Here is a 23,836-nt window from a genome sequence, read left to right on the forward strand (position 1 = left end):
GTTACGACTTACGGAAGGGCCCGGATGCTGGACACCGCCGCCGTGCTGCTGGAGATCGAGGCGATCAAGCAGCTCAAGGCCCGATACTGCCGTTATCTGGACACCAAGCGCTGGGACGACTGGCGCACGTTATTCGCCGACGACTTCGTCAGCGACACCTCGCCGTCGGGTGGAAAGCTGATTACCGGAGCCGACGAGTTCGTCTCCTACGTCCGTGCCATGTTGGGCACCAATCCCACCGTGCACCAAGTTCATGCCCCCGAAGTCGAATTGCGGACGGCGACGTCGGCCACCGGCGTGTGGGCCCTGCAGGATGTGGTCCGACTCCGCCCGGGTGTCAACCTCAACGGTTTCGGTCACTACCATGAAACGTACGAGAAGTCCGATCACGGCTGGCTGATCAAGACCTCGACACTCACCCGGTTGCGTGAGGATGTGTTCAATCCCCTGTTCTCCGTGCGTATCTCGCCCCGACTGCGGGACAGCGCGGCAGCCCTGGCCCGGAGGTTCGAGCGATGAGCAGTCAAACAGTGCTTGTGACAGGCGCTTTCGGCCAGGTCGGTCGACGCTGTTGTGAGATCCTGCTACGCCGCGGTCGCACGGTGATCGCAGTCGATCTGGCCAATGACAATTCGACGGCGATCGCTGCGTCTCTCGGTGCGGCCGGACATCCCGGAACGTTGATCACCGAACACACCGATCTCACCGACGCCGCCGCCGTGGCCGCCGTGCTGGGCCGCCATCAACCTGGCGCGATCGTGCACCTCGCGGCCGTCGTCGCGCCACCCTCGTACCGGAATCCCGCACTGGCCCGCAAGGTCAACGTGGGCGGCACCCGCAACCTGGTGACCGCCGCACAGGCCCTGGACGACCCACCGCTGTTCGTATTCGCCTCCAGCGCAGCGGTGTACGGCTCCCGCAACCCGAATCGGCAGCCCGAGCGGATCACCGCCGACACCCCGGTCAATCCGATCGACCAGTACGGCGAAGACAAAGTTCTGGCCGAAGCCGTCATCACCGAAAGCGGTCTGCCCTATACGATCCTGCGGCTGGCGGCAATCGTCTCACCGGACGGCGCCGCCAGCTTCGACGGTGACTACCTGGTGTTGGTCCGTTCCACACCCGTCGATAACCGCATGCACGCCACCGATGCTCGCGACGTCGCACTGGCCTTCGCCAATGCCGTGGACCGACGCGAGGCCGTCGACGGCAAGGTACTGCTGATCGCCGGCAACGAAAGCTGCGTCCAGCTGATGAGCGAGCTGCAGGACGACATCATGGCCGCGGTCGGCATCGGCCGGCTGGGCCAATCCACCGGCCTGCCCGGCGATCCGGACGACGATCGTGGTTGGGGCTTCACCGGGTGGTTCGATACCACGGAATCTCAAGGGCTGCTCGAGTTTCAGGAACACGACTGGTCGCAGACCGTGGCCTATGTCGCCGAATCGATGGGTCGGCGCCGAGTGCTGCTGAAATTGATCGGCCCGGTGGTGCGCCCTGCCTTGCGCGTGTTTTTCGCAGTGCTGGACAGGCGTGAACACCGCGGGCCGTACGCCGACCCATGGACGATGATCGGCGCCAAGTACGGACCCGGCGCACTGGCGGGCGCATCATGACCGGGACCAAGAAACTGGTCATCGGCGCCAGTGGCTTTTTGGGCTCGCATGTCACCCGTCAGCTCGTGCAGGCCGGCGAGGATGTGCGGGTCATGCTGCGGAAAACCAGTTCTACCAAGGGTATCGACGATCTCCCGGTGGAACGCTGCTACGGTGACGTCTTCGACGACGACGCGCTGCGGACGGCCATGGCCGGGTGTGATGTGGTGTATTACTGCGTGGTCGACGCGCGCATGTGGCTGCGTGACACCGCGCCGTTGTTCCGCACCAATGTCGAGGGCCTGCAGCACGTGCTCGACGCCGCCGTGGCCGCCGATCTGCGAAAGTTCGTCTTCACCAGCAGCACCGGGACACTGGCGATCAACGATCACCGCCTGGTCACCGAGGCGGACCCGCACAACTGGACTAACGGTGGCGCGTACATCCAATCCCGGATCGCCGCCGAGGATCTGGTCTTGAAGTACGCCCGCGAGCGCGGATTGCCGGCCGTCGCCATGTGCATCTCGACCACCTACGGACCGCGCGACTGGGCACCCACCCCGCACGGTGGGGCTATCGCCCGGGTGGCCGCCGGACAGCTCCCGTTCTACATGGGCTTCTCACTGGAGGTCGTCGGCATCGAAGATGCCGCTCGCGCAATGCTTCTCGCCGCCGATAAGGGCCGAAACGGGGAGCGCTACATCATCTCCGACCGCTATATCAGCACCAGGGAGCTGCACGCGATCGCGGCCCGCGCGGTGGGTCGGCGCCCACCGCGCATTCCGATACCGATGCCGGTCCTGCGCGTCACCTCCCGCATCAACGACCTGGCCGCCCGGCTGCTGAACCGCGACCTGCCGTTCGCCTACGTCGGTGCCCGGATGGCGGAGCTGATGTCGCCGCTGGACCACAGCAAGGCCGAGCGTGAGTTGGGTTGGCAGCCACAGCCGGTCGAAGACTCGATCGCCGAAGCCGCGCGATGGTTCGTTGCGCAGTCAGCAGGTGCGGGCACTTCGCCTCACTGAAGCGCGGACTGCGCGAGTTTTTCCTCGTAGCGTCGCGCCCACTCGGCCCGCGGCCGGATCGTCACGTCCACATCGGCGGCACCGGCACGCAGTGCACCCACCGTGGCCTGAGCCTTCGGCCGGCGGGCGAACGGATCCCAGCCGAAGAACCGGCAGGAGTTCTGCCAGGTGATCTTGTCGATGTCGGCATTGTCGGCACCGGCGGCCTCGAGCTCGGCCAGCACCTGCTCCGGGGCATCGGGCCAAAAGCAGTCCGAATGCGGGTAGTCGCACTCCCAGGCGATGATGTCGATTCCGATCTCGTGGCGCAGCTTCAGCGACGTCTTGTCGGTGACGTAACAGGCCAGCGAGTGCTCGCGGAACACGTCGCTGGGCAGCTTGTCACCGAAATCGCGGCGTAGCCATTTCTGATTGGTGTAATGGCGGTCGCTGCGGTCCAGATAGAAGGGGATCCAACCGATTCCACCTTCGGAGAAGGCGAACTTCAAGTCGGGGTAGTTGCGCATCGCCGGTCCCCACAGCAGGTCCTGGGCGCACATCGCCGAAATCTGGGTGGCCAGGATGATGAGGTTGTCAATCGGTGCGTTGGGCGCCATGCTGATCGCCCCGAAGCCGGTACCGATGTGCAGGCACATCACCACGTTCTCCTCGGACAGCGTCGTGAAGACCGGGCCCCAGTACTGCTCGTCGTGGTAGCTGGGCAGTCCTTCCAGGTGTGGCAATTCCGGCATCGTGACCGCGCGGCAACCCTTGGCGGCCACCCGACGGATTTCGGCGCACATCGCTTCGACATTCCAGGTGGGCAGGATGGCGATCGGAATGAACCGATCCGGATAGGACCCGGCCCACTCGTCGATGTGCCAGTCGTTGTAGGCCGACACCATCACCAGGGTGGCTTCCTCGCGGTGCATGTTGAGGTGGCGTGCCGAGAAGCCGGTGAAGGTCGGAAAGCACATCGAGGCAAGGATTCCGTTGCGATCCATGTCGCGCACCCGCTCGTGCACGTCGTACACGCCCGGCCGCATCTCGGCGAATCCCGCCGGGTCGCGACCCCACTCTTCGGCAGGCCAGGACACCACCGCATTGAGTCCGCTCACGCCCTGCGGCCTGCCCTGGTACATCCACTGATCGACACCCTTGTCGTCGGTGACCACGATCGGCGCCTCCGGCTTGTACTTGGCCGGCACATGGCGCAGGAACATGTCAGGTGGTTCGACGACGTGATCGTCGATGCTCACCAGAATCATGTCGTCGATATTCATGCGGAGGTCTCCTTCATGTAGACCGGTCAGTCCAGTAGTTGGCCGGCCGGACCGTCCCAGTGGTCGAGGTTGACCGCTTCGGACAACGGCCGGCGCCGCACCGGCCCGTGTCTGCCTAGCGGCCAGCCGATGACGATGTGCCCGGCCAGCATCCAGTCATCGGGTACCCCGACGGCGTCGCGCAGCAACCGCTCACCACCGTAAGACGCCCAGCTGGTCATGCAGGCGCCGAGTCCCTGGGCACGGGCGGCCAGCAGAAAGTTCTGCATGGCCGGGAAGATCGAACCACCGAGCAGGAGTTCTGATGCCGTCGGATAGTGGACCTGCGTGAACAGGACGGAGGTGAATTCGCCTGCCCGGTCGTGCAACTCGTAGGTGGCCCGATTGGTGCGAGCCTTCGGGGTGTGGTCGTCGCCGGCCGGCCGGCTCATGCCGTAGACCGGCTCGATCACCCGAAGTGCTTGTGCCGCAGCCTCAGCCACGACTGCACGTAACTCCGGTGAGCGCAGTACGACGAAGCGCCAGCCCTGCGCGTTGGCACCCGAGGGTGCCCACTGGGCGGCTTCCAGACACCGCTTCAACGTGGCATCGTCGACAGGCCGGTCAGTGAACCGGCGGATGGTGCGAGCGGTCGACATCACCGTCCAGATGTCGTCACATGCTCCTGTCACGACGTGCCTTCGCCGGCGTCGCCCGCGGGCTCGTCGAGGAACAGGTCGAGGATCGGGTCTGGGCCGCCACCGTACCGGCGCAGGTCGGATCTGCCCGACGCCCGCAGCACGTCAGCATCGATCAGACACCCACCGGTATAGGTCCTGGCCGGACGTTGCACGATCTCGACCGCCGCGTCAGCCATGATCGCCGGGTCACGTGACCGGGCGAGTTGCGACTCGGCGTCGGGCGAATTGGCCACCGCGGCGGTCGCAATGTAGGTCTCGGGCCACAGGCAGTTGAAAGCTATTCCGTCAGCGGCATATTCGGCGGCCCAGCCCAGCGACAGCAAGGTCATGCCGTACTTGGACAACGTGTAGGACGGGTGCGCACCCAACCAGCGTGGGCTCAGGTTCAGCGGCGGAGCGATGGTGAGCACGTGCGGGTTCGGTGACCGCCGCAGCTGGGGCAGGCCGGCCTTGGTCAACAGGAATGTGCCGCGGATGTTGATGTCCTGCATCAGGTCGAACTTCTTCGCCGACAGCAGCTCGGTGGCCTCGGTGGCGATTGCGCTGGCGTTGTTGACACAGATGTCGATGCCACCGAAGGTCTCGACGGCCGTGTCGACGGCGTGCTGGACATCCGTTTCGCTGCGGACATCTCCCACCACGGCTATCGCCTTACCGCCGACCGCTTCGATCTCCGACGCCGCGGAGTAAACGGTGCCCGGCAACTTGGGGTGCGGTTCGGCCGTCTTGGCCAGCAACGCCACGTTTGCCCCGAGCCGGCCCAGCCCGAGGCCGATGGCCAAGCCGATGCCACGGCTTGCGCCGGAGATGACCGCGGTACGACCCGCCAGCGGGCGGTCGGGTGCGCTCATCGATGCACCCCCTCGCCTTCCTGCGCGGTGAACGCCGCGGCGACGTCCTCGTGCCGGCTCAGCGCATCGCAGTCGTGGTGCTCGCTGTAATACGCCGGAGCCTCGTCGAACAACACTTGAGACGTGGTCACCGCATCATCCTTCGCGCCTTCTCTGTGATCCCCCGCAGGGTGGAACCCGGCGGCTACAGCGTGACAGTTTCGGGCAAATCTGTAAAGTCAGCGGTCGGCCGTTCGGATCTGTGGGATGCGATCCTCGCGTGGCAGTACCGGGCGGTCGGCTATTTTCGCTATGCCGGGACGGTCGCAGCCCGCCCAGGTCACATCAGAACGGACTGACATGAAAAACCCTGTGCCACAGGCGGTGTTGATGGCCGGCTTGGTCGGCCACCTGGGCCGCGGAGTCGGTCGGGTCGCCGCGGATGCGCTCGTCGGCCGCCGCGCCGGACTACCGCGGGCGGCCGATCAGATCGACGCGGGTGTCCTCTCGTCCGTTATGGGCACCAGCATCGGGACGGTCAGCCTGCTCGACGGTCACGCCGGCACATCGTCGCGGGCGCGACTGGCCCTGACCGGGGACGCCGTCCCGGAATCGGTGTTCGTCAAGCTGACGGCGCAGCGCGCCGCGACCCGGTTGATGGGCGAACTGGGCCGCCTCGGGCACACTGAGGTGCGCTTCTACCGCCGGCTCGCCCCGGAGCTCACCGGCGTCCCGCAGTGTTACGGCACCGCGTTCGACCCCTGGACCGGCCGGTACCTGCTGGTGTTGGAGGATCTGCCGGCCGGATCATGCGAGTTCCCCGACACGCTGAATCCCCTGTCCGTCGATCAGGCGAGCCTGCTCGTCGAACTCCTGGCCACGCTGCACGCGACATTCTGGGGCCGACTGCCGGGTGACGACCGCGGACCGCTGGGATGGCTCTACACGCCGTCGGGAGACGTCACATCCCTGCTGACCGGCCCACTGATGCACACCTCGATCAAGCGGCTCGCCGAGCGCACCAACATTGCGGTGCAGAACGGCCGCTTCATCGCCGACAACTACCGTGCCGTCGCGGCGATCATCGACGCTGCTCCGCACACCGTCATGCACGGCGATGCGCACCCGGGCAATGTGTACTTCCGCGACGGTGCGGCCGGGCTGCTGGACTGGCAGGCGGTGCGTCGCGGCCATCCGTCCCGAGAGTTGGCCTACACGCTGGTCACCAGCCTGACGCTGACGGATCGAATCGCCGCCCAGCGCGAACTGCTCGACGATTACCGCCGCGCTTTGGCTGCTGCGGGTGGGCCCGAGCTGGACCGCGACGACCTCTGGCTGCGCTTCCGCCAGAGCGCGTCGTATGCCTATGTGGCTGCCCTCATCACCGCCGGGATGGGCGGCATGCAGGTCGAGGACATCGCCATGGCGGGACTGCGGCGCGGTGTCACCGCGCTGGACGACCTGGAAACCGTTGCTGCGCTGAAAGATTCGATGTAGCAGCCGGTGCGCCGGGCCTGCTTCGGGGGCGGCAAAAGTGGGTATAGTAGAGGTTGCATGTTTCCGGCATGTGAACATGTGCTCACACGGCGAGCGGTAGCGTTCGCCGAACCGACGTCTGCTCACCACGAATCGAGGAAGGAAAAGCACAATGACGACACGACAACGGCGTCGCGTCGCGCTCGCAAGCCTGGTAGCCGCCGCCGCAATGCTGTTTTCCCTGGTCCAGCCGGCTCACGCACGCGCATCCGACAACGCGATGCCCGAGAACCTGCCGCCACTTCTGACCCGTTATGGCGCCATCGCCTACGCGCCCGACGGGACCTCCGGCAAGGCACGCCGCCATGTCAGCAAGCTGGGAGCCGAGCAACTCGCGCTGTCGCGCTGCGGTGCCCCCGGGTGTGCCGTGGTCAGCACCTTCACCCACTGCGGTGCGGTCGTGCACGACGGTGCCAGCTACCACGGCGGGTTCGGACATACGCGCCGGGCTGCCGAGTTGCACGCCATGAGCAATCTCGCCGGCGGGTGGCCCGTCGACTGGGCCTGTAACTGACCCAGCCGGTCCAATTCGGCCGTCCGGCAAGCGAATCGAGCAGCCATCGACCGTGGCCCTACACTCCTGACTGACCCTAGTCGCAGAGGAGCCGGGCGTTGGACAGCGAAACATATCAGCGGGGGCGGCAGATCCGCTCGGAGGTACTGGGCAAGGCCTACGTCGATCAGGCAATCGCCGGGGCCGACGAGTTCACCGGGCCGCTGCAGGATCTCGTCACCGAATACTGCTGGGGCGCGGTATGGGGTCGGGACGGCCTGACCCGCAAAACCCGCAGCATGCTCAACCTGGCCATGACGTCGGTGCTCAACCGGCCCCACGAACTTCGCACCCACATCCGGGCCGCACTGACCAACGGCGTCACGCGCGAGGAGATCCGCGAGGTGTTCCTGCAGGTCGCTGTCTACGCCGGGGTGCCCGCCGCGGTCGACAGCTTCCGGGCCGCCGCCGAGATCTTCGACGAGCTGGACAACGCGTGAACATCGGCTTTATCGGGTTGGGGCACATGGGTTTCCCCATGGCACGCCGGCTCATCGCAGCGGGTCATCATGTCATCGCCTACGACAAAAGCGCGGCGGCCCTGGACCGCGTCACCGCCCTGGGCGCCCACCCGGCGTCGTCACCGCGGGCAGTCGCCGACGGTGCCGAGACCGTGCTGGCCAGCCTGCCGACGCCGGCCGTCTCGCTCGCGGTGGCAACCGAGCCGGACGGCGTGATCGACGGCTCGCGGGTTCGGCGCTACGTCGACCTGTCCACCGTCGGCAGCCGGACCGCCGGGCAGATCCACACACTGCTGGCCCGGCGCGGCATCGTCGCGATGGACAGCCCGGTCAGCGGTGGCGTCGGCGGCGCCGAACGCGGCGCACTGGCCTTGATGGTCGCCGGCCCGCGTGCCGAGTACGACGCCGTCCACGCAATCCTGGAGACGTTCGGCCGTCCCTTTTACGTGGGCGACCGGCCCGGTTCCGGGCAGACCATGAAGCTGGCGAACAACATCCTGGCGGCCAACGTGCTCGTCGCCACGGCTGAGGTCGCGGTGATGGGCGTCAAGGCAGGTCTGGATCCGGCCGTCCTGCTCGAGGTGCTCAACGCCGGCTCGGGGGCCACCAGTGCCAGCCGGGACAAGTTTCCGCGAGCCATCCTGCCCCGCACCTTCGACTACGGCTTCGCCACCGGACTGATGGTCAAGGACGTGCGACTCTACCTCGAGGAGGCCCACGCCCTGGGGGTGCCGACCGAACTCGCCGACACCGTCGGACGACTCTGGGAGGTGGTAGCGCAGCATCAGGGACCCAACTCCGACTTCACCGAGGTGATCAAGCCGTTCGAAGCCCAGGCCGGCGTTACCGTCGGACCTGCCGACGCGAGGTGAACACCGCAGCAGAAGTTACATTCAACGCGGAGAATGTTATTATCCACATCTAAGAACTGCACTTGCAACAAGCTAGAAAAAGATACTGCTACCTGGTCGGATGAGTAACCGAGCTGCTTACCGGCAATCCGTTGAGGGATAGCGAGGCAAAATGTTAGGTTGTCTATCAGATGGCCCGGCCATGACCGCCCAGACCGCCGGAGCCGGAGGGTGGCTGATGTGATCGAACACAACGACGGGGTGCGCACGCCGCTCATCGACGCCAGCGTCCACATCTTCTTCCCCTCGAACACCGACCTGCGCAACTTCCTGCGCGAACCGTTCAAGAGCCGCGGCTTTCCCGACTACGAGAACGACTGGTACGGCGCACCGGGCGGGGAGTATGCGCCCAACACCAAGGGACCGGAGCGGGGTCGCAGCTACCCGGGCTCGGATCCGGAATTCGTCGCCGAGGAGTTGTTCGCCAACCGCGGAGTGGATGTGGCGATCCTGCATCCGATGGGCCGTGGGATCATGCCGGACCGGCACCTGGGCAGCGCGCTCCACGCCGCGCACAACGAGATGATGGTGTCACGCTGGCTGGACCATGACGAGTACGGCGATCGGTTCCGGGGCACCCTCCGGATCAATCCGGACGACGTCGCCGGCGCGCTGCGCGAGGTCGAGAAGTACCGCGACCACCCTCGGGTGGTGCAGCTCGGTGTGCCGCTGCAGTCTCGCGAGGTCTATGGCAAACCACAGTTCTGGCCGCTGTGGGAGGCCGCCGTCGAAGCCGACCTTCCGGTCGCGGTGCACATCGAGTCCGGCTCGGGCATCGGCTTCGCCCCGACCCCGTCGGGCAACACCCGCACCTACGAGCAGTACGTCAGCTTCATGGCGCTGAACTACCTCTACCACCTGATGAACATGATCGCCGAGGGCGTTTTCGAGCGGTACCCGACGCTCAAATTCGTCTTCGCCGACGGGGCCGCCGACTTCGTCACGCCGTTCATGTGGCGGATGGACACCTTCGGCCGCCCGCACCTGGAGCAGACGCCCTGGGCGCCGCGGATGCCGAGCGACTACCTGCCGGGCCATGTGTTCTTCGTTCAGGGCGCCTTGGACGGACCCGGCGACGTCGAATTCGCCGGTGAATGGTTCGGCTTCACCGGCAAGGACGACATGGTGATGTTCGGCTCCAGCTATCCGCACTGGCAATGCGGCGACATTCGCACACTGCCCCGGGCACTATCCGCCGAACAGCGCGACAAAGTGTGTTGGCGCAACGCGGCACAGCTGTACGGCATAGACATCCCGGCCGGGGTGGGCGCACAGTAGATGCCAGGGAGACCGAGGAGATTCAGATGACCCTGACCCATTCGCAGCAGCGGGTGCCGCCCGCCGAGCGCATAGCCGTCCGATGCGTCGACTCCGATGTCCACCCGGCACCCAAACGGGGTGAGCTGGTCCCCTACATCCCGGAGCCCTGGCGCAGCAAGTACTTCCTGACGCGCAACGTCGGCGAGCAGATCTACTACGACGCCCCGGACTACGCACACAGCTATGCGATGCGCGTGGACTCCTTCCCCACCAACGGCGAGTTCCCCTGCAGCGACCCGGATCTGGCGTTCCGGCAGCTGATCATGGAGGCCGGTTCCGACATCGCGATCCTGGAGCCAGCCGCGTATCCGGCCCGCATTCACGAAGCGCAGCACGCGATGTCGGTGGCGTTGAACGACTGGCAGGCCAACCACTGGCTGGACAGCCACAACAACTGGCACCAGCGGTGGCGCGGCTCCATCTGCGCCGCCATCGAAGACCCGGACGCCTCCGTGCGTGAAATCGAACGCTGGGCCGGGCACCCCTACATGGCCCAGATCCTGATCAAGGCCGAGCCGCGTCCGTCGTGGGGCCATCCGAAATACGACCCGATCTGGGCCGCCGCCACCAAGCACGACATCACGGTGAGCTGTCACCTGTCCCGCAGCCACTACGAGGAGCTGCCGACGCCGCCGGTGGGCTACCCCAGCTACAACCACGACTTCATGGTCACCTATTCGCTGCTGGCCGCCAACCAGGTGATGAGCCTGATCTTCGACGGGGTCTTCGACCGGTTCCCGACCCTGCGGATCGTCTTCGTCGAGCACGCGTTCAGCTGGATCCTGCCCCTGATGTGGCGGATGGACTCCATCTACGAAGCGCGCAAGTCGTGGCTGGACATCAAGCGCAAGCCGTCCGAATACGTCAAGGAACACATCAAATTCACCACTCAGCCGCTGGACTACCCGGAGGACAAGACGGAGCTGACCCGTGCACTGGAGTGGATGGAGTGCGAGAAAATTCTGCTGTTCTCCTCGGACTACCCGCATTGGACGTTCGATGACCCACGCTGGTTGGTCAAGCACCTGCCCAAGGCGGCTCGCGACGCGGTGATGTACAAGAACGGCATCGCGACATACCACCTCCCCGAGACCGTTCCGGTGCTCGAGGGTCAGATCCGGGTGCTCTGAATTGACACCGGACGAAAGGGGGGCGCACACCTTGCCCCCGCCCCGCCTCGCCCAGGGCCGTGAACACGTGGTGGCCACCGTCGACGAGATCCCGCCCGGCACCCACAAACTGGTGCCGATCGGGCGTCACGGCGTGGGTGTCTACAACGTCAACGGCACCTTTTACGCCATTGCGAATTACTGTCCGCACCAAGGTGGTCCGCTGTGCTCGGGGCGGGCGCGGGGACGCACCGTCGTCGACGAGACCGCGCCCGGCGACGCAGTCATGGTGCGGGATCTGGAGTACATCTACTGCCCTTGGCACCAGTGGGGTTTCGAACTCGCGACGGGTACCACCGCGGTCAAACCGGAATGGAGTATCCGCACTTACCCGGTCCGCGTGATCGGCAACGACGTGTTGGTGATGGCGTGACGACGCGGGAGAACCAGGTGTCGACGATCGAGATCAACGGCGGAAATGTAGTCTACGAAATCCTCGGTGACACCGGCGATCTCATCGCGCTGACCCCGGGGGGGCGGTTCAGTAAGGAGATCGAGGGCCTGCGTCCGCTGGCCGACGCACTGGCCGACGGCGGTTACCGCGTGCTGCTGTGGGACCGACCGAATTGCGGCGCCTCCGATGTGCAGTTCTACGGGCAGAGCGAATCGCACATGCGCGCCGAAACCCTGCACAAGCTGGTGACCGGGCTGGGTTTCGAGCAGTGCATCCTGGCCGGGGGGTCCGGCGGCGCAAGGGATTCCATGCTCACCACCATGCTCTATCCGGAGATGGTGACCAAGCTCGTGGTGTGGAACATCGTCGGCGGCGTGTACGGCACCTTCGTGCTGGGGTCTTTCTACATCGTGCCGAGCATCCTGGCAGTGCGCGGCACCGGCATGGACGGCGTCGTGAGAGTTCAGGAGTGGCGCGACCGGATCGCGGAGAACCCGGCCAACAAACAGCGGTTCCTCGACTTCGACAAAGACGAGTTCCTCAAGATCCAGCTGCGCTGGCTCAATGCTTTCGTCTCCAAGCCGGGGCAGACGATTCCCGGTGTCGAGGACGAAATGTTCGACCGGATCAAGGTCCCCACCCTGATCATCCGCGGTGGCGAGAACGACCTGGATCATCCCAAGCGCACGTCGCTGGAAGTCAGCTGCCTGATCAAGGGATCCAAACTGATCGACCCGCCGTGGCCGGAGGACGCCTGGGAGCGCGCCTCCGAAGACCGTGCGGCGGGCCGGGTTACGCATTTCAACATGTTCGACACCTGGGTGCTGGCTGCGCCGCCCATCCTCGAATTCCTGGGCAGCACATGAGTTCACTCGGTGCGGATGTGGACCTCACAGTTGAGCGACGCCTCGAGTGCGGTGTGGATGCGGCTTTCCGGAACCCGATCGAGGTCTGTTTCGCGCAACGTCACATAGACGATGTCGTAACCCTCGTCGCCGGGCTCACGCAGCACCGTGCCACGCAGCCCGAACCCGGACAGCACCCCGTGCGCATCGTCGTCGGTGCCGCGGCTGACGAAGGTGACCACGCCCGCCACCGGTGTGACACCGAAAGCCCTGTCGCACAAGTTCATAGCGGTTTTTTTGGTCCCTTCGCCATCGTCGCCGGCGATGAGGACCTCGACCTCGCGCCGACTCGGCGGCCGGGCCGCCAGGTCGTTGGCCACCACATCGGCACCGAGTTCACGAGCCAGACCGAGGAGCGTCGCCATGCCCTCAGCTAGCCGCGCCGGCGAGAGCACACCGGTTGGATCGACATTGACGCGCACCACCGCAGTCCGCATGCGGCCAAGCCTATCCGGCCGGGTGGGAGGCTAGCTGATGGAGACTCAGACGACCGCCTCCTTCGTCACCGCCGTCTGGCCCGGTTGCCCGCCGCGTCTGTTGACCGGATCCGGCCCGGAGAACCTGGCGGCCTATCGCGAGCGGGGCGGCTACCGTCCGCTGGGCGACGCCGAGAAGTTGCTGGCCGAGGTCGAAGCCAGCGGTCTGCTGGGCCGCGGTGGCGCGGCCTTCCCCCTGGCGGTGAAGTTGCGCACGGTACGCACCAACGGGGTGATCGCCGGCGGCGCGATAGTGATCGCGAATGGCGAAGAAGGGGAACCGGCTTCGATCAAGGACCGTTGGCTGCTGCGTAACCGGCCGCACCTCGTGCTGGACGGGCTGCGGCTGGCCGCGGCGATCGTCGCGGCCGAGCGTGCCTACGTCTATGTGTCCGACGCCGAGTCAGCGCGCAGCGTCGAGGAGGCGCTCAGCGAATTGGATGCCAGCGCGCCCAGCGTCGAGGTGTGGTCCGTGCCACCGGGTTACGTGGCCGGGGAAGAGACCGCCGCAGTCAACGCCGTCAACGGGGGACCCGTCAAACCGACCGACAAGCCACCGCGCCCATTCGAAGTCGGCGTCGGCGGCCGGCCCACCCTGGTGAGCAATGTCGAGACACTGGCCAATCTGGCCTACCTGCAGGCCCACGGCGCGGCGGAGTTCCGTTCCCAGGGCACAGCTCAGTCTCCGGGCACCTTCCTGGCCACCATCACCGGGGGTGGTCGGCCGGCTGGCCTCTACGAACTTCCACACGGCCTGCCCTTTACCGAACTCCTTGCCGTACACGGGGTTTCACCGGATCAGCTGCGTGGGGTGCTGATGGGTGGTTACTTCGCCGGGCTGTTGAACCACCGCGTGCTGGAGACCACTCTGGACCATGAGACCATCCGCGGGATCGGCAGTGGACTGGGCTGCGGTGCGATCTCGGTGATCACCGACGAATGTCCGGTCGCAGTCGCGGCCGCGGTGCTTGCGTACTTCGACCGCGAGAACGCCGGCCAATGCGGTTCCTGTTTCAACGGCACGGCGGCGATGGCCGCTGCCGCAGGCGCTCTGCGCGACGGGGTGGCGGCCACCGAGGACCTGGACCGGCTGCGGCGGTGGTCGGTGGTGCTGCGGGCGCGCGGTGCCTGCGGGACGCTGGACGCCGCCTGCAACATCGCGGCCTCCCTCCTCGACCAGTTTCCCGACGACGTCGCCCGTCACCTCGACGGCAGCTGCCCGGACTGCCGGCACGGAGCGTTTCGCGCCGAGCGTCCCTACCTGGTCGAAGGGGTGTGAGGGATGAAGATCCGGTTGGACCGCACCATCTGCGACGGATTCGGTCTGTGCGCCAAGCACGCACCCGAATACTTCTCCCTCGATGACTGGGGATACGCGTGCCTGATCGGCGACGGCACGGTGCCGCAGCAGGACCGGGACGCGGTGATGCGGGCTTTGCTGGACTGCCCGGTGCACGCCATCACCGAAGTCGGGGCCCCCCGGCCGAGTACCCCGCACCCGGAGTTGCACGAGGAGGACGACCCCGCCTCGCGCATCAAGACCGAGTCCAACGAAGCCGAGTGGGGATTCATCCGTTGACACGGTGCGCCGGGCAGACCGCCCTGGTGACCGGGACCAGCAGAGGTCTGGGTAAGGCGATCGCACTGCGGTTGGCCGCCGAAGGGGCCACCGTGGCGCTGACTGCGCGGACCCTTGATCCCGACCCCAAATACCAAGGCTCGCTGCGAGAAACCCTCGCCGAGATCACCGCTGCGGGTGGCGCTGCGGTTGCGGTCCCGGCCGATGTGTCCAAAACCGAAGAGCGCGAGCGTTTATTCGGCGAAGTCGTGGACCGTATCGGCGCGCCGGACATCCTGGTGAACAACGCGGCGGTCACCTTCCTGCGGCCACTCGACGAATTCCCGGAGCGGCGGGTGCGACTCATGCTGGAGATGCATGTGCTGGCGCCGCTTCATCTCACGCAGCTGGCGATACCGGCGATGCGGCAACGTCGACGGGGCTGGGTGTTGAACGTGACCTCGGTCGGTGGCGACCTGCCGCCCGGCCCACCCTTCGACGCGTTCGACAGCGGAGCGGGCTTCGGGATCTACGGCACCGTCAAGGCCGCGCTCAACCGGCTCACGAAAAGCCTTGCCGCAGAATTGTACGACGACGGTATCGCGGTCAACGCCGCTGCGCCGTCCCGACCGGTGGCCACCCCCGGTGCGGGCATCCTGGACCTGGCCAAGGCCGACACCGAGGACATCGGCCTGATCACCCAGACCGCGCTCGAACTGTGCACAGGCGACCCCGCGTCGATGACCGGCCGCATCGCGCACACCCAGACCTTCCTCCGCGAAATCGGGTGGCTGAGCTGACCGATCCGCTCGATACGGTGCGCAGTCGACTGCCCGACGTCGAGGGGCTGCGCCCGTTGTCGGGGGGCGCCTCCAGCCTGACCTACGTCGGGCAGACGGCGGATCGCCCGGTGGTGGTCAAGGTCGCCCCCGCCGGTCTGGCACCCACCCGACATCGCGACGTGCTTCGTCAGGCGCGCGTCATCGAAGCGCTCCACTCCACCCCGCTTCCCGTCCCCGACGTATTGTTCGAGGATCCGGGTGACCCACCGCTGGTGCCGCCGCTGTTTGTGATGTCGTGGGTCGACGGCAGTTCCGTCGAGCCGTTGTACGACGTGGGGGCTGCAGTCGACAGCGCTGTGCCACAACGCTATCGGAGTGCTGCCGAAATGCTGGCGCAGCTGCACCGGGTTGACCACTCTGCCGTCGGATTGGGCGACGAGCCGGTCAGCAGCGCCGGCGCCGAAGTCGAACGCTGGTGTCGCGCCCTGCAGACGGTGGAACCCGCACTGGCGCCGGGATGGCGCGATGTCGCCGACGCGCTGGCAGAATCGGTGCCCGCGCCGCTGGGTCCCGCGTTGGTGCACGGCGACTTTCGACTCGGCAACCTGCTCGCCGTCGGCGCCGACATCACCGCCGTGATCGACTGGGAGATCTGGTCGGTGGGCGATCCACGCGTCGATGTCGGGTGGTTCCTGATCAACAGCGACCCGCGGACCTATCGGCGTGCCACCCGCTACCTGGGCATGACACCGAATCCGACGGAACTGGCCTCCACCTACCGAACGGCACTGGGAGTTCCGGTGCCCGACCTCGACTGGTTCCAGGCGCTGGCCTGTTTCAAGTCCGTGGCGACCTGGTCGTTGATCGTCAAACACAACCGGCGACGGCCAGTGCCTGCCGCCGACGTAGCGGCGATGGCAAAGGTGCTGCCGCACTTGTTGATTCGCGCTGGGGAGCTACTGGGTTAGGGTGATACCCGCCAACTGGGTGGCGAATTTCCGCTCGGCGGCCGCGCGCAGCCGCAGCAGGTGCTCGGACGGGAACAGGTCCGGGGCGGGCTGGTAGTCCTTGAGCAGCAGACGGGCCAACACCGTCTTGTGCACCTCGGTCGGTCCGTCGGCCAGGCCGAGTACGAACGACTCCACCAGGTGTTGCACGAAGGGCATCTCGTGCGTCGTACCGAGCGAGCCGTGCACCTGCAGCGCGCGGGCCGACACGTCGTGCAGGACCTTCTGCATCATCGCCTTGACCGCCGAGATATCGGCCCGGACAGCCTTGTAGTCGTTGTGCTGGTCGATCTTCCACGCCGTCTGCAGGGTGAGTAGCCGGAACGCCTCGATCTCCATCCACGAGTCGGCGATCATCTCCTGCACCAACTGCTTGTTGCCCAGCATGTCCCCTTGTGTGTAGCGGGAAACCGCACGCTCACAGAGCATGTCGAAGATGCGGCGCACCAGACCGACCGTGCGCATCGCGTGGTGGATGCGTCCACCGCCCAGCCTGGTTTGGGCGACCACGAAGGCGCCGCCCCGCGGACCGAGCATCTGGTCGGCAGGAACCCGCACGTTGTCGTAGCGCACATAGCCTTCCCGGCCACCGCCGAGGGGCTGATAGCCCAGACCCACGTCGCGCTGGACGTTGATCCCCGGCGTCTCGGCCGGTACCACGAACATCGAGTGCTGTTGGTAGGGAGCGGCTTCGGGGTCCGTCACGGCCATCACGATCAGGAACGACGCCATCGATGCGAAGGACGAGAACCATTTCTCCCCGTTGATGATCCAGCTGTCGCCGTCCTGGACGGCCGAGGTGGTGAAGACCTTCGGGTCCGCGCCGCCCTGCGGTTCGGTCATGGAGAAGCAGGACACGATCCGGTTGTCCAGCAACGGCTCGAGATAGCGCTTCTTCAGCTCGGGTGTGCCGTAGTGGGCCAGGATCTCGCTGTTGCCCGAATCGGGTGCCTGGGAACCGAATACGATCGGCGCGCATTCGGAGCGGCCGAGGATCTCGTTGAGCAGGGCCAGTTTCAGCTGTCCGTAGCCCGGTCCGCCCAGATGCGGCCCGAGGTGGGTGGCCCACAGCCCGCGTTCCTTGACGATGCGCTGCAGCGGCGGAATCAGCGCCTGACGCACCGGGTCGTTGAGGTCGTGCGACTCCTTGACCAACAGATCGACCGGCTCACACTCCGAGCGGACGAAATCCGCCACCCAGTCGAGTTGCTCCGCCCACTGCGGATCAGTCGAGAAGTCCCACGCCATTTGCCGATTCCTCTCCCTCGACGTTGAGTCTGCGCTCAGGGCGCAATATCGGCGGCAAAATTCGCGCCGCGGCTGCAGAGTCACTGTGAGACGCGCTCATCGCGACCACTTCTGACGCAACGCGGCGGCTTCGTCGGTGGCGTGCGTCAGCACCTGGTTGCGGTTCTCCAGTTCGATTGCCGGCGCCAGGCCCGCGGCGTCGGTGTTCACGTGCAGTGTCCGTTTGGTGAGCTGGGTCGCCAGAGCCGGCAGATCGGCGATATGCCCGGCCAGCTCCACCGCGCGGTCCACTAGCGCCTGCGGCTCCAGCAGTTGACTCACCAATCCGCGGCGATCCGCCTCGGCCGCGGACACCGTCCGGCCGGTCAGCATCCAGTCCGCGGCGACGCTGGCACCGACCACCCGCGGCAGGTGGTAACTCATGCCCATCTCCGCACCCGACAGGCCCAGCAGAATCGCCGCGTTTCCGAATGACGCTGCCGTCGAACAGATTCGGATGTCCGCGGCCAATGTGATGGCCAATCCGGCACCGACGCAGGGCCCGTTGACGGCCGCGATCACCGGCTGCGGCAGATCACGGATGGCCTGCGGTATCGCGGCCATGGCCTCTTGAAATCTCAGCCGGTCGAGGGCCGGATCGTCGGGTTCGGGAATGCCGGTGCCGAAGTCGCGCACATCGATGCCCGAACAGAAGGCGCGGCCCGCGCCGGTGAGCACGACGGCGTGCACCGAGGTGTCGCCGGCCAGGTCGCCCAGCGATTCGGTGAGCTCGGCCAGCATTGCCGCGTTGATCGCGTTCAGCCGTGCGGGACGGTTGAATCGCAGGATGGTGACGCCGGACCGCGGTGTCTCCCGGACCAGCGTCTCCGTCACACTCGGAGATGATAACGTAATTCTCGAATTCGCATAACGTGCCTACCGGTACGTTCAGCCTGCGGAGGTGACGTGTCAACAGCCCCGGGACGCCCGCTGCCCCAGATCACTGATGAGAACGAATTCTTCTGGACCGCCGGCGCCGACGACACGTTGCGGATCCAGGAGTGCCGTGCCTGCGCGGCGCTGATCCATCCGCCCGCACCGGTCTGCCGCTACTGCCGCTCCCGTGACATGGGCGTACGCAAAGTCTCGGGCAGGGCGACCCTGGCCGGTTTCACCATCAACCACCGCTTCAGCCTGCCGGGGATGCCGGCGCCGTACGTGGTGGCCCAGGTCGCGATCGACGAGGACCCGCGGGTCCGGTTGACCACCAACATCGTCGAATCCGATCCCGAGCAACTCGAACTGGGTCAGGTAGTCGAGGTCGTGTTCGAGCAGATCGAAGACGTGTGGCTGCCGCTGTTCCGTCCGGTCCCCGATGCCGCACCGGGCGCGCTGCCGGACGACGAGATCGCACCGGAGCGTTTTGGCGAGTATGTCCGTCCGATGCTGACGACGGAGAAGTTCGAGGACAAGGTCGCGCTCACCGGGATCGGGATGTCGCCGATCGGACGGCGCTTGATGGTGCCTGCACTGTCGCTGACCGTGCAGGCGTGCGAGGCGGCCATCGCCGACGCCGGACTCAGCTTCGACGACATCGACGGCCTGTCGACCTATCCCGGCGGCGGCAACCTGGGCGGGTTCGGCGAAGGCGGAGTGACCAATCTGGAAGCGGCCCTGGGCATTCGGCCGACCTGGCACAACGGCGGTATCGAGACATTCGGACCCGGCGGATCGGTGATCGCGGCAATGCTGGCGGTCGCCGGCGGCTTGGCCCGGCACGTGCTGTGCTTCCGGACGCTGTGGGAAGCCACCTTCAACGAACAGATGAAGCAGGGCAAGATCGTCCCGTCCGGCGGCCGCACCGCCAGTTGGCAGTGGCCGTTCGGCGCCACCTCGGCCGCTCACACGCTGGCGCTCAACGCCCAGCGGCACTTCCACCGGTACGGCACCACGAAGGAAACCCTGGGCTGGATCGCGCTGAATCAGCGCGCCAACGCCGAACTCAATCCGACCGCGGTCTACCGGTCGCCGATGACGATGGACGACTACCTGAACGCGCGGCCCATCACCACGCCGTTCGGCCTCTACGACTGCGACGTGCCGTGCGACGGCGCCATCGCCGTCATCGTGTCTGCGGTCGACGCCGCCCGCGATCTGGCCAAACCGCCCGTGCTGGTGGAGGCCGTCGGCACCCAGATCATCGAGCGCATCGACTGGGACCAGAGCACCCTGACCCACGAACCGCAGGTGCTGGGCCAGTCGGCGCACCTGTGGACGCGTACCTCGTTACGGCCGGCCGACGTCGACGTCGCCGAACTCTACGACGGCTTCACGATGAACTGCCTGTCCTGGATCGAGGCGCTGGGGTTCTGCGGGATCGGTGAGGCCCGCGAATTCCTGGACGGCGGCAAGAACATCGCCCGTGACGGCCAGATCCCGTTGAACACGCACGGTGGCCAGTTGTCCCACGGCCGCACGCACGGCATGGGGCTGCTGCACGAGGCGGTCAGCCAATTGCGCGGTGAGGCCGGGGAGCGCCAGGTTGCCGACGCCCGCGTCGGCGTGGTCAGCAGCGGCGGGTTGACCCCCAGCGGCGTGATCCTGTTGCGGAGCGACGGATGAGTCCCCGCCCCCGGGTGGTGATCGTCGACGGCGTACCCATGTCGGCGGTCGTTGCCGAAGCGGACAGTCCCAAGGCCGTGATCCTGGCCATCCACGGCGGCGGCACCAGCGCGGTCTACTTCGACTGTCCCGGGCATCCGGACTTGTCGTTACTGCGACTGGGAGAAGCGCAGGGCTTCACCGTCATTGCGCTCGACCGGCCGGGGCATGGCAGCTCGGCGGCATATCCGGACGCCGTGCGGACCCCCGAGCAACGGGTCGACCTCGCCTACGGTGCCGTCGACCGCATCCTGGGTCAGCGACCCCGCGGGGCGGGGTTGTTCGTGCTGGGTCACTCGGGCGGCTGCGAACTCGCGACCCGCATGGCGGCGCACGACCGTGGCGCCGGACTGCTCGGCCTCGAACTCGGCGGCACCGGCCGGCGCTACCACGCCGCCGCCAAGGAGATCATGAAAGCCGCGGAGGTCAAGGAACGTCCGCCAGGCACCCGCGAACTGTTGTGGGAACCGACGCGGCTGTATCCGGCAGACATTCTGCGCGGCATCACGAATTCTTCGGTCGCTCCGCCCTACGAGCGGGACGTGGCGCTGAACTGGCCGCACCGCTACTTCCCGACGCTGGCGCCCGCGGTGCGGGTGCCGGTCAGGTTCAGCCTGGGTGAGTACGACAACGTGTACCGCTCCGATCCGGAAGCGTTGGCCGAGATCGCTGAGATGTTCAGCGCCGCGGCATCTTTCGAAGCCGAACTGCTCGCTGAAGCAGGGCATAATCTGAGCCTGGGACTGACCGCCGCCCAGTACCACCGCAAGGTGTTCGCATTCGTCGACCACTGCATTGCGGGTAGCGCCGACCGGGCGGTGGGCTGATGCGCGTCGGGTTCATCGGGTTGGGCAGCCAGGGCGCTCCGATGGCGCGCCGGATCGTCGACAGCGGCTTCCCCACGACGCTGTGGGCCCGCCGGGCAGCGACCCTCGAGTCCTTCGCGGACACCCCGGCGCGGGTGGCCGGGTCGCCGGCCGAACTCGCCGCCGCCAGTGACCTGGTCTGCCTGTGCGTGGTCGGTGACTCCGACGTCGAGGAACTGACCTTCGGCGAGCTCGGCGTGCTGGCCGGGTTGCAATCGGGCGGCGTGATCGCAGTGCACAGCACCGTGCACCCCAACACCTGCCGCGCCATCGCGGAAAAAGCTGCCGCACAGGGTGTCTCGATTATCGATGCGCCGGTCAGCGGTGGCGGACCAGCGGCCGGCGAGGGCCGGTTGCTGGTCATGGTCGGCGGTGAAACCGAGGTCGTCGAGCGCTGCCGTGCGGTCTTCGAAAGCTACTCCGACGCCGTCATCCATCTCGGCGAGCTGGGGTCGGGGCAGACCACCAAGCTGCTCAACAACTTGCTGTTCACCGCCAACGTCGGGACCGCGGCCACCGCTCTCACCCTGGCCGAGGCGCTCGGCGTCTCCCCGGCACGGCTGGCTGACGTCGTTGCGCGCAGCAGCGGGAACAGCTTCGCGCTCAGCTCGATTGCTAAGGCGGGCGGCGTGGCGCGACTGGCCGGTCTCGCCGGCCCGCTACTGCAGAAGGACGTGCGACTGCTGGTGGACCTCGCCGAGCGCGCCTCGGCGTCCGGTGGCGCCGCACTGGCGGCGGCCGACGCCGCACTGAGCCTGATGGATGCCCCGAGATGAAACCAGATTTCCCTTCCCGACCAGCCCGGAAGCCGCTACCGTTGACGTTACAGTCGGGCGTTCAGCTGTAATGGCTTCAGTCCGCAGCTCAGCAGCAAGGAGCCTCCATTGACGACATCGACGGTCATTTTCGACCCGTTCTCGCAGGACTTCTTCAACGGCGCCTGGGACACCTACAAACGGATGCAACAGGAAGCGCCGGTCTACTACAGCGAGGAATACGACTTCTACGCGCTGACCCGGCATGCGGATGTGGCGGCCGGGCTGAAGAACTTCGAGACTTACTCCTCGGCCTTCGGCATCGACCTGTCGATGGTGCGCACTGGCAAGCCGCCGGAGCAGAAGTCGATCATTTTCATGGACCCGCCGGACCACCGGCACATGCGCAGCCTGCTCAACAAGGTGTTCACGCCGCGCGCCATCCAATCGCAGCGAGAGATGGTCGGCGCGAAGATCGACAAGTACCTGTCCAAGGTAGATCCGGACAACTTCGACGTGGTGCAGGAACTGTCCGGCCCGTTCCCGGTCGAGGTGATCACCACGATGCTCGGGGTGCCCGAAGAGCACGCTCAACGGATCCGTTTTCTGATCGACGAGTCCCTGCACCGCGAGCCCGGACAGGTCGAGGCCGGCGAGAAAGGCATCCAAGCCAACATCGAAACCGGGACCCTGTACTACGGACTCCTGCAGGAACGCCGGGTGAAGCCGCAGGACGACCTGTTCACCAAGCTCATCGAGGCCGAGATCGAACGCGAAGACGGTCAGAAGACCAAACTGGACGACATCGAAATCGCAGGATTCGCAACATTATTGGGTGGTGCCGGTGCTGAGACCGTCACCAAGCTGATCGGCAACGCGCCGGTGGTGTTCGCGCGGTTCCCGGGCGAATGGCAGAAACTGCTCGACGACCGCAGCAAGATCCCGGCGGCGGTCGAGGAGCTGTTGCGCTACGAGGCGCCGTCGCAGTATCAGGTCCGTTGCTCGGTCAAAGATGTTGAGCTGCACGGGGTCACGATCCCGGCGATGAAACCGGTGTTCCTGATCAACGGTGCGGCCAATCGCGACCCCGACGTCTGGACCGACCCGGACACCTTCAACATCGACCGGGACCGACACGAGGCACTGAACCTGTCCTTCGGCTACGGCATCCACAGTTGTCTGGGCGCCGCCCTGGCCCGGATGGAAAGCGCGATCGCGCTGGACAAGCTGCTGGATTTCATGCCCCGCTACGAGGTGGACTGGGACAACTGCAACCGGGTCCAGATGCAGAATGTCGCAGGTTGGAAGAACGTTCCGGTGCGGGTGTTGCGATGAGAATCGAAGTGGACTGGGATCTGTGCGAAAGCAACGGCGTGTGTATGGGCATCATCCCCGAGGTATTCGAACTCGGCGATGACGACATGCTGACGGTGCACCGGACCGAGGTCACGCCAGATATCGAAGAGCAGGTCCGCGACGCCGTCCGGCAGTGCCCGAGACAGGCGATCTCGCTCGAGGAGTGAACTCCCAAGCTGGAACGCAATCGCGGGCCGGGCGTCAGAAGCCGGCGAGGATGACCGCGTTGCAGTCGGCCGCAGCCTGGCGCAGCTTGGCAGCGTTCTGGTATGCCTCGGATTCGTACCAGGCGCGGGCGGCGTCCACCGATTCGAATTCCAGCACCACGGTCTGGTCCCCGTGCCAGTCACCCTCGAGGACGGTGGGCGAGGTGTCCACCGCAAGAACCCGCACACCACCCATGGCCGCACCGGCGGCCTTGCCGTAGGCCTTCATGCCTTCGGGATCCTTGATGGCCTCGGTGAGGATCACATACCCTTTGCGGCCGTTGGACATTCGCGAATCTCC

General features: G+C 66.3%; 28 protein-coding genes. 20 read left to right on the forward strand and 8 right to left on the reverse strand.

Features of this window, described 5'->3' with window-relative positions; translation table 11 throughout:
* The first annotated feature begins 24 nt into the window (after window positions 1-24).
* From AC5Y5Z_RS09725 to AC5Y5Z_RS09735, 3 genes are read left to right on the forward strand one after another with little or no spacing between them, the layout of a single operon-like run.
* On the forward strand, window positions 25-519 hold the full coding sequence (locus AC5Y5Z_RS09725; RefSeq protein WP_499924866.1) for a nuclear transport factor 2 family protein: 495 nt from the start codon (window positions 25-27) through the stop codon (window positions 517-519).
* A complete protein-coding gene (locus AC5Y5Z_RS09730) occupies window positions 516-1,616 on the forward strand; it encodes an NAD-dependent epimerase/dehydratase family protein (RefSeq protein ID WP_499924868.1) in 1,101 nt (366 codons plus the stop codon). Before AC5Y5Z_RS09725 ends, AC5Y5Z_RS09730 begins: the two co-directional genes overlap by 4 nt.
* Window positions 1,613-2,620: an NAD-dependent epimerase/dehydratase family protein gene (locus AC5Y5Z_RS09735; RefSeq protein WP_499924869.1), complete on the forward strand. Its 1,008-nt coding sequence runs from the start codon at window positions 1,613-1,615 to the stop codon at window positions 2,618-2,620. The genes AC5Y5Z_RS09730 and AC5Y5Z_RS09735 overlap by 4 nt, the downstream gene beginning before the upstream one ends.
* Here AC5Y5Z_RS09735 and AC5Y5Z_RS09740 read toward each other — a convergent pair.
* The 4 genes from AC5Y5Z_RS09740 to AC5Y5Z_RS09755 are packed head-to-tail and all read right to left on the reverse strand — an operon-like array spanning window position 2,614 to window position 5,544.
* Window positions 2,614-3,882 (reverse strand): amidohydrolase family protein, encoded by a 1,269-nt coding sequence (locus AC5Y5Z_RS09740; RefSeq protein ID WP_499924871.1) that lies wholly within the window; start codon window positions 3,880-3,882, stop codon window positions 2,614-2,616. The two genes, AC5Y5Z_RS09735 and AC5Y5Z_RS09740, sit on opposite strands and share 7 nt — an antisense overlap.
* 26 nt (window positions 3,883-3,908) lie before the next feature.
* Window positions 3,909-4,520 (reverse strand): nitroreductase family protein, encoded by a 612-nt coding sequence (locus AC5Y5Z_RS09745; protein ID WP_463827500.1) that lies wholly within the window; start codon window positions 4,518-4,520, stop codon window positions 3,909-3,911.
* A gap of 29 nt (window positions 4,521-4,549) precedes the next feature.
* The gene (locus tag AC5Y5Z_RS09750; RefSeq protein WP_499924873.1) at window positions 4,550-5,413 is read right to left on the reverse strand and encodes an SDR family oxidoreductase; all 864 of its coding nucleotides are present in this window, start codon (window positions 5,411-5,413) and stop codon (window positions 4,550-4,552) included.
* Window positions 5,410-5,544 carry a hypothetical protein gene (locus AC5Y5Z_RS09755; protein ID WP_499924874.1) on the reverse strand — a complete coding sequence of 45 codons (135 nt, stop codon included), beginning with the start codon at window positions 5,542-5,544 and terminating at the stop codon, window positions 5,410-5,412. Before AC5Y5Z_RS09755 ends, AC5Y5Z_RS09750 begins: the two co-directional genes overlap by 4 nt.
* 208 nt (window positions 5,545-5,752) lie before the next feature.
* Between AC5Y5Z_RS09755 and AC5Y5Z_RS09760 the strand changes: the two genes are divergently transcribed.
* From AC5Y5Z_RS09760 to AC5Y5Z_RS09795, 8 genes are all read left to right on the forward strand, one after another.
* Window positions 5,753-6,889 (forward strand): phosphotransferase, encoded by a 1,137-nt coding sequence (locus AC5Y5Z_RS09760; RefSeq protein WP_499919197.1) that lies wholly within the window; start codon window positions 5,753-5,755, stop codon window positions 6,887-6,889.
* 151 nt (window positions 6,890-7,040) lie between these two features.
* Window positions 7,041-7,442 carry a DUF4189 domain-containing protein gene (locus tag AC5Y5Z_RS09765; protein ID WP_463827261.1) on the forward strand — a complete coding sequence of 134 codons (402 nt, stop codon included), beginning with the start codon at window positions 7,041-7,043 and terminating at the stop codon, window positions 7,440-7,442.
* A gap of 98 nt (window positions 7,443-7,540) precedes the next feature.
* A complete protein-coding gene (locus AC5Y5Z_RS09770) occupies window positions 7,541-7,921 on the forward strand; it encodes a carboxymuconolactone decarboxylase family protein (protein ID WP_499924877.1) in 381 nt (126 codons plus the stop codon).
* Window positions 7,918-8,814, forward strand: coding sequence for an NAD(P)-dependent oxidoreductase (locus AC5Y5Z_RS09775; RefSeq protein WP_499924878.1), 897 nt, complete (start codon window positions 7,918-7,920; stop codon window positions 8,812-8,814). The genes AC5Y5Z_RS09770 and AC5Y5Z_RS09775 overlap by 4 nt, the downstream gene beginning before the upstream one ends.
* 219 nt (window positions 8,815-9,033) lie before the next feature.
* Complete coding sequence (locus tag AC5Y5Z_RS09780; RefSeq protein ID WP_499924965.1) at window positions 9,034-10,131, forward strand: amidohydrolase family protein; 1,098 nt, start codon at window positions 9,034-9,036, stop codon at window positions 10,129-10,131.
* Window positions 10,132-10,157: 26 nt separating this feature from the next.
* Window positions 10,158-11,303 carry an amidohydrolase family protein gene (locus AC5Y5Z_RS09785; RefSeq protein WP_463827258.1) on the forward strand — a complete coding sequence of 382 codons (1,146 nt, stop codon included), beginning with the start codon at window positions 10,158-10,160 and terminating at the stop codon, window positions 11,301-11,303.
* 1 nt (window position 11,304) lies between these two features.
* Window positions 11,305-11,715 carry a Rieske (2Fe-2S) protein gene (locus AC5Y5Z_RS09790; RefSeq protein WP_463827257.1) on the forward strand — a complete coding sequence of 137 codons (411 nt, stop codon included), beginning with the start codon at window positions 11,305-11,307 and terminating at the stop codon, window positions 11,713-11,715.
* A gap of 17 nt (window positions 11,716-11,732) precedes the next feature.
* The gene (locus AC5Y5Z_RS09795) at window positions 11,733-12,602 is read left to right on the forward strand and encodes an alpha/beta fold hydrolase (protein ID WP_499919250.1); all 870 of its coding nucleotides are present in this window, start codon (window positions 11,733-11,735) and stop codon (window positions 12,600-12,602) included.
* Between the two features lie 2 nt (window positions 12,603-12,604).
* Here AC5Y5Z_RS09795 and AC5Y5Z_RS09800 read toward each other — a convergent pair whose 3' ends face one another.
* On the reverse strand, window positions 12,605-13,078 hold the full coding sequence (locus AC5Y5Z_RS09800) for a hypothetical protein (protein WP_499924880.1): 474 nt from the start codon (window positions 13,076-13,078) through the stop codon (window positions 12,605-12,607).
* 37 nt (window positions 13,079-13,115) lie between these two features.
* On the opposite strand from AC5Y5Z_RS09800, the gene AC5Y5Z_RS09805 reads away from it, so the two are divergent.
* From AC5Y5Z_RS09805 to AC5Y5Z_RS09820, 4 genes are read left to right on the forward strand one after another with little or no spacing between them, the layout of a single operon-like run.
* On the forward strand, window positions 13,116-14,396 hold the full coding sequence (locus tag AC5Y5Z_RS09805; protein ID WP_499919203.1) for an NADH-ubiquinone oxidoreductase-F iron-sulfur binding region domain-containing protein: 1,281 nt from the start codon (window positions 13,116-13,118) through the stop codon (window positions 14,394-14,396).
* Between the two features lie 3 nt (window positions 14,397-14,399).
* Window positions 14,400-14,696, forward strand: a complete 297-nt coding sequence (locus tag AC5Y5Z_RS09810; protein ID WP_499924882.1) for a ferredoxin — start codon at window positions 14,400-14,402, stop codon at window positions 14,694-14,696.
* Window positions 14,693-15,475, forward strand: coding sequence for an SDR family NAD(P)-dependent oxidoreductase (locus tag AC5Y5Z_RS09815; RefSeq protein WP_499924884.1), 783 nt, complete (start codon window positions 14,693-14,695; stop codon window positions 15,473-15,475). The genes AC5Y5Z_RS09810 and AC5Y5Z_RS09815 overlap by 4 nt, the downstream gene beginning before the upstream one ends.
* On the forward strand, window positions 15,463-16,425 hold the full coding sequence (locus AC5Y5Z_RS09820; RefSeq protein WP_499924886.1) for a phosphotransferase family protein: 963 nt from the start codon (window positions 15,463-15,465) through the stop codon (window positions 16,423-16,425). Before AC5Y5Z_RS09815 ends, AC5Y5Z_RS09820 begins: the two co-directional genes overlap by 13 nt.
* Here the strand turns inward: AC5Y5Z_RS09820 and AC5Y5Z_RS09825 are convergent.
* Together AC5Y5Z_RS09825 and AC5Y5Z_RS09830 are read right to left on the reverse strand one after the other, a co-directional pair.
* The gene (locus tag AC5Y5Z_RS09825; protein WP_499924887.1) at window positions 16,414-17,712 is read right to left on the reverse strand and encodes an acyl-CoA dehydrogenase family protein; all 1,299 of its coding nucleotides are present in this window, start codon (window positions 17,710-17,712) and stop codon (window positions 16,414-16,416) included. The genes AC5Y5Z_RS09820 and AC5Y5Z_RS09825 overlap by 12 nt on opposite strands.
* 96 nt (window positions 17,713-17,808) lie before the next feature.
* Window positions 17,809-18,585 carry an enoyl-CoA hydratase/isomerase family protein gene (locus tag AC5Y5Z_RS09830; RefSeq protein ID WP_499924889.1) on the reverse strand — a complete coding sequence of 259 codons (777 nt, stop codon included), beginning with the start codon at window positions 18,583-18,585 and terminating at the stop codon, window positions 17,809-17,811.
* Between the two features lie 72 nt (window positions 18,586-18,657).
* Here AC5Y5Z_RS09830 and AC5Y5Z_RS09835 point away from each other — a divergent pair, with 72 nt between their 5' ends.
* The 5 genes from AC5Y5Z_RS09835 to AC5Y5Z_RS09855 all read left to right on the forward strand — a co-directional run bounded on the left by AC5Y5Z_RS09835 (window position 18,658) and on the right by AC5Y5Z_RS09855 (window position 23,496).
* On the forward strand, window positions 18,658-20,313 hold the full coding sequence (locus tag AC5Y5Z_RS09835) for a thiolase C-terminal domain-containing protein (RefSeq protein WP_499919208.1): 1,656 nt from the start codon (window positions 18,658-18,660) through the stop codon (window positions 20,311-20,313).
* On the forward strand, window positions 20,310-21,179 hold the full coding sequence (locus AC5Y5Z_RS09840) for an alpha/beta hydrolase (RefSeq protein ID WP_499924891.1): 870 nt from the start codon (window positions 20,310-20,312) through the stop codon (window positions 21,177-21,179). Before AC5Y5Z_RS09835 ends, AC5Y5Z_RS09840 begins: the two co-directional genes overlap by 4 nt.
* Window positions 21,179-21,994 carry an NAD(P)-dependent oxidoreductase gene (locus AC5Y5Z_RS09845; RefSeq protein ID WP_499924893.1) on the forward strand — a complete coding sequence of 272 codons (816 nt, stop codon included), beginning with the start codon at window positions 21,179-21,181 and terminating at the stop codon, window positions 21,992-21,994. Before AC5Y5Z_RS09840 ends, AC5Y5Z_RS09845 begins: the two co-directional genes overlap by 1 nt.
* A gap of 108 nt (window positions 21,995-22,102) precedes the next feature.
* The gene (locus AC5Y5Z_RS09850; protein WP_499919213.1) at window positions 22,103-23,308 is read left to right on the forward strand and encodes a cytochrome P450; all 1,206 of its coding nucleotides are present in this window, start codon (window positions 22,103-22,105) and stop codon (window positions 23,306-23,308) included.
* Window positions 23,305-23,496, forward strand: coding sequence for a ferredoxin (locus AC5Y5Z_RS09855; protein ID WP_463827245.1), 192 nt, complete (start codon window positions 23,305-23,307; stop codon window positions 23,494-23,496). The genes AC5Y5Z_RS09850 and AC5Y5Z_RS09855 overlap by 4 nt, the downstream gene beginning before the upstream one ends.
* A 34-nt stretch (window positions 23,497-23,530) precedes the next feature.
* Here AC5Y5Z_RS09855 and AC5Y5Z_RS09860 read toward each other — a convergent pair whose 3' ends face one another.
* Window positions 23,531-23,824, reverse strand: coding sequence for a DUF1330 domain-containing protein (locus tag AC5Y5Z_RS09860; protein WP_463827244.1), 294 nt, complete (start codon window positions 23,822-23,824; stop codon window positions 23,531-23,533).
* Window positions 23,825-23,836: the final 12 nt, after the last annotated feature.

The organism is Mycobacterium sp. NGS29 (assembly GCF_059812965.1).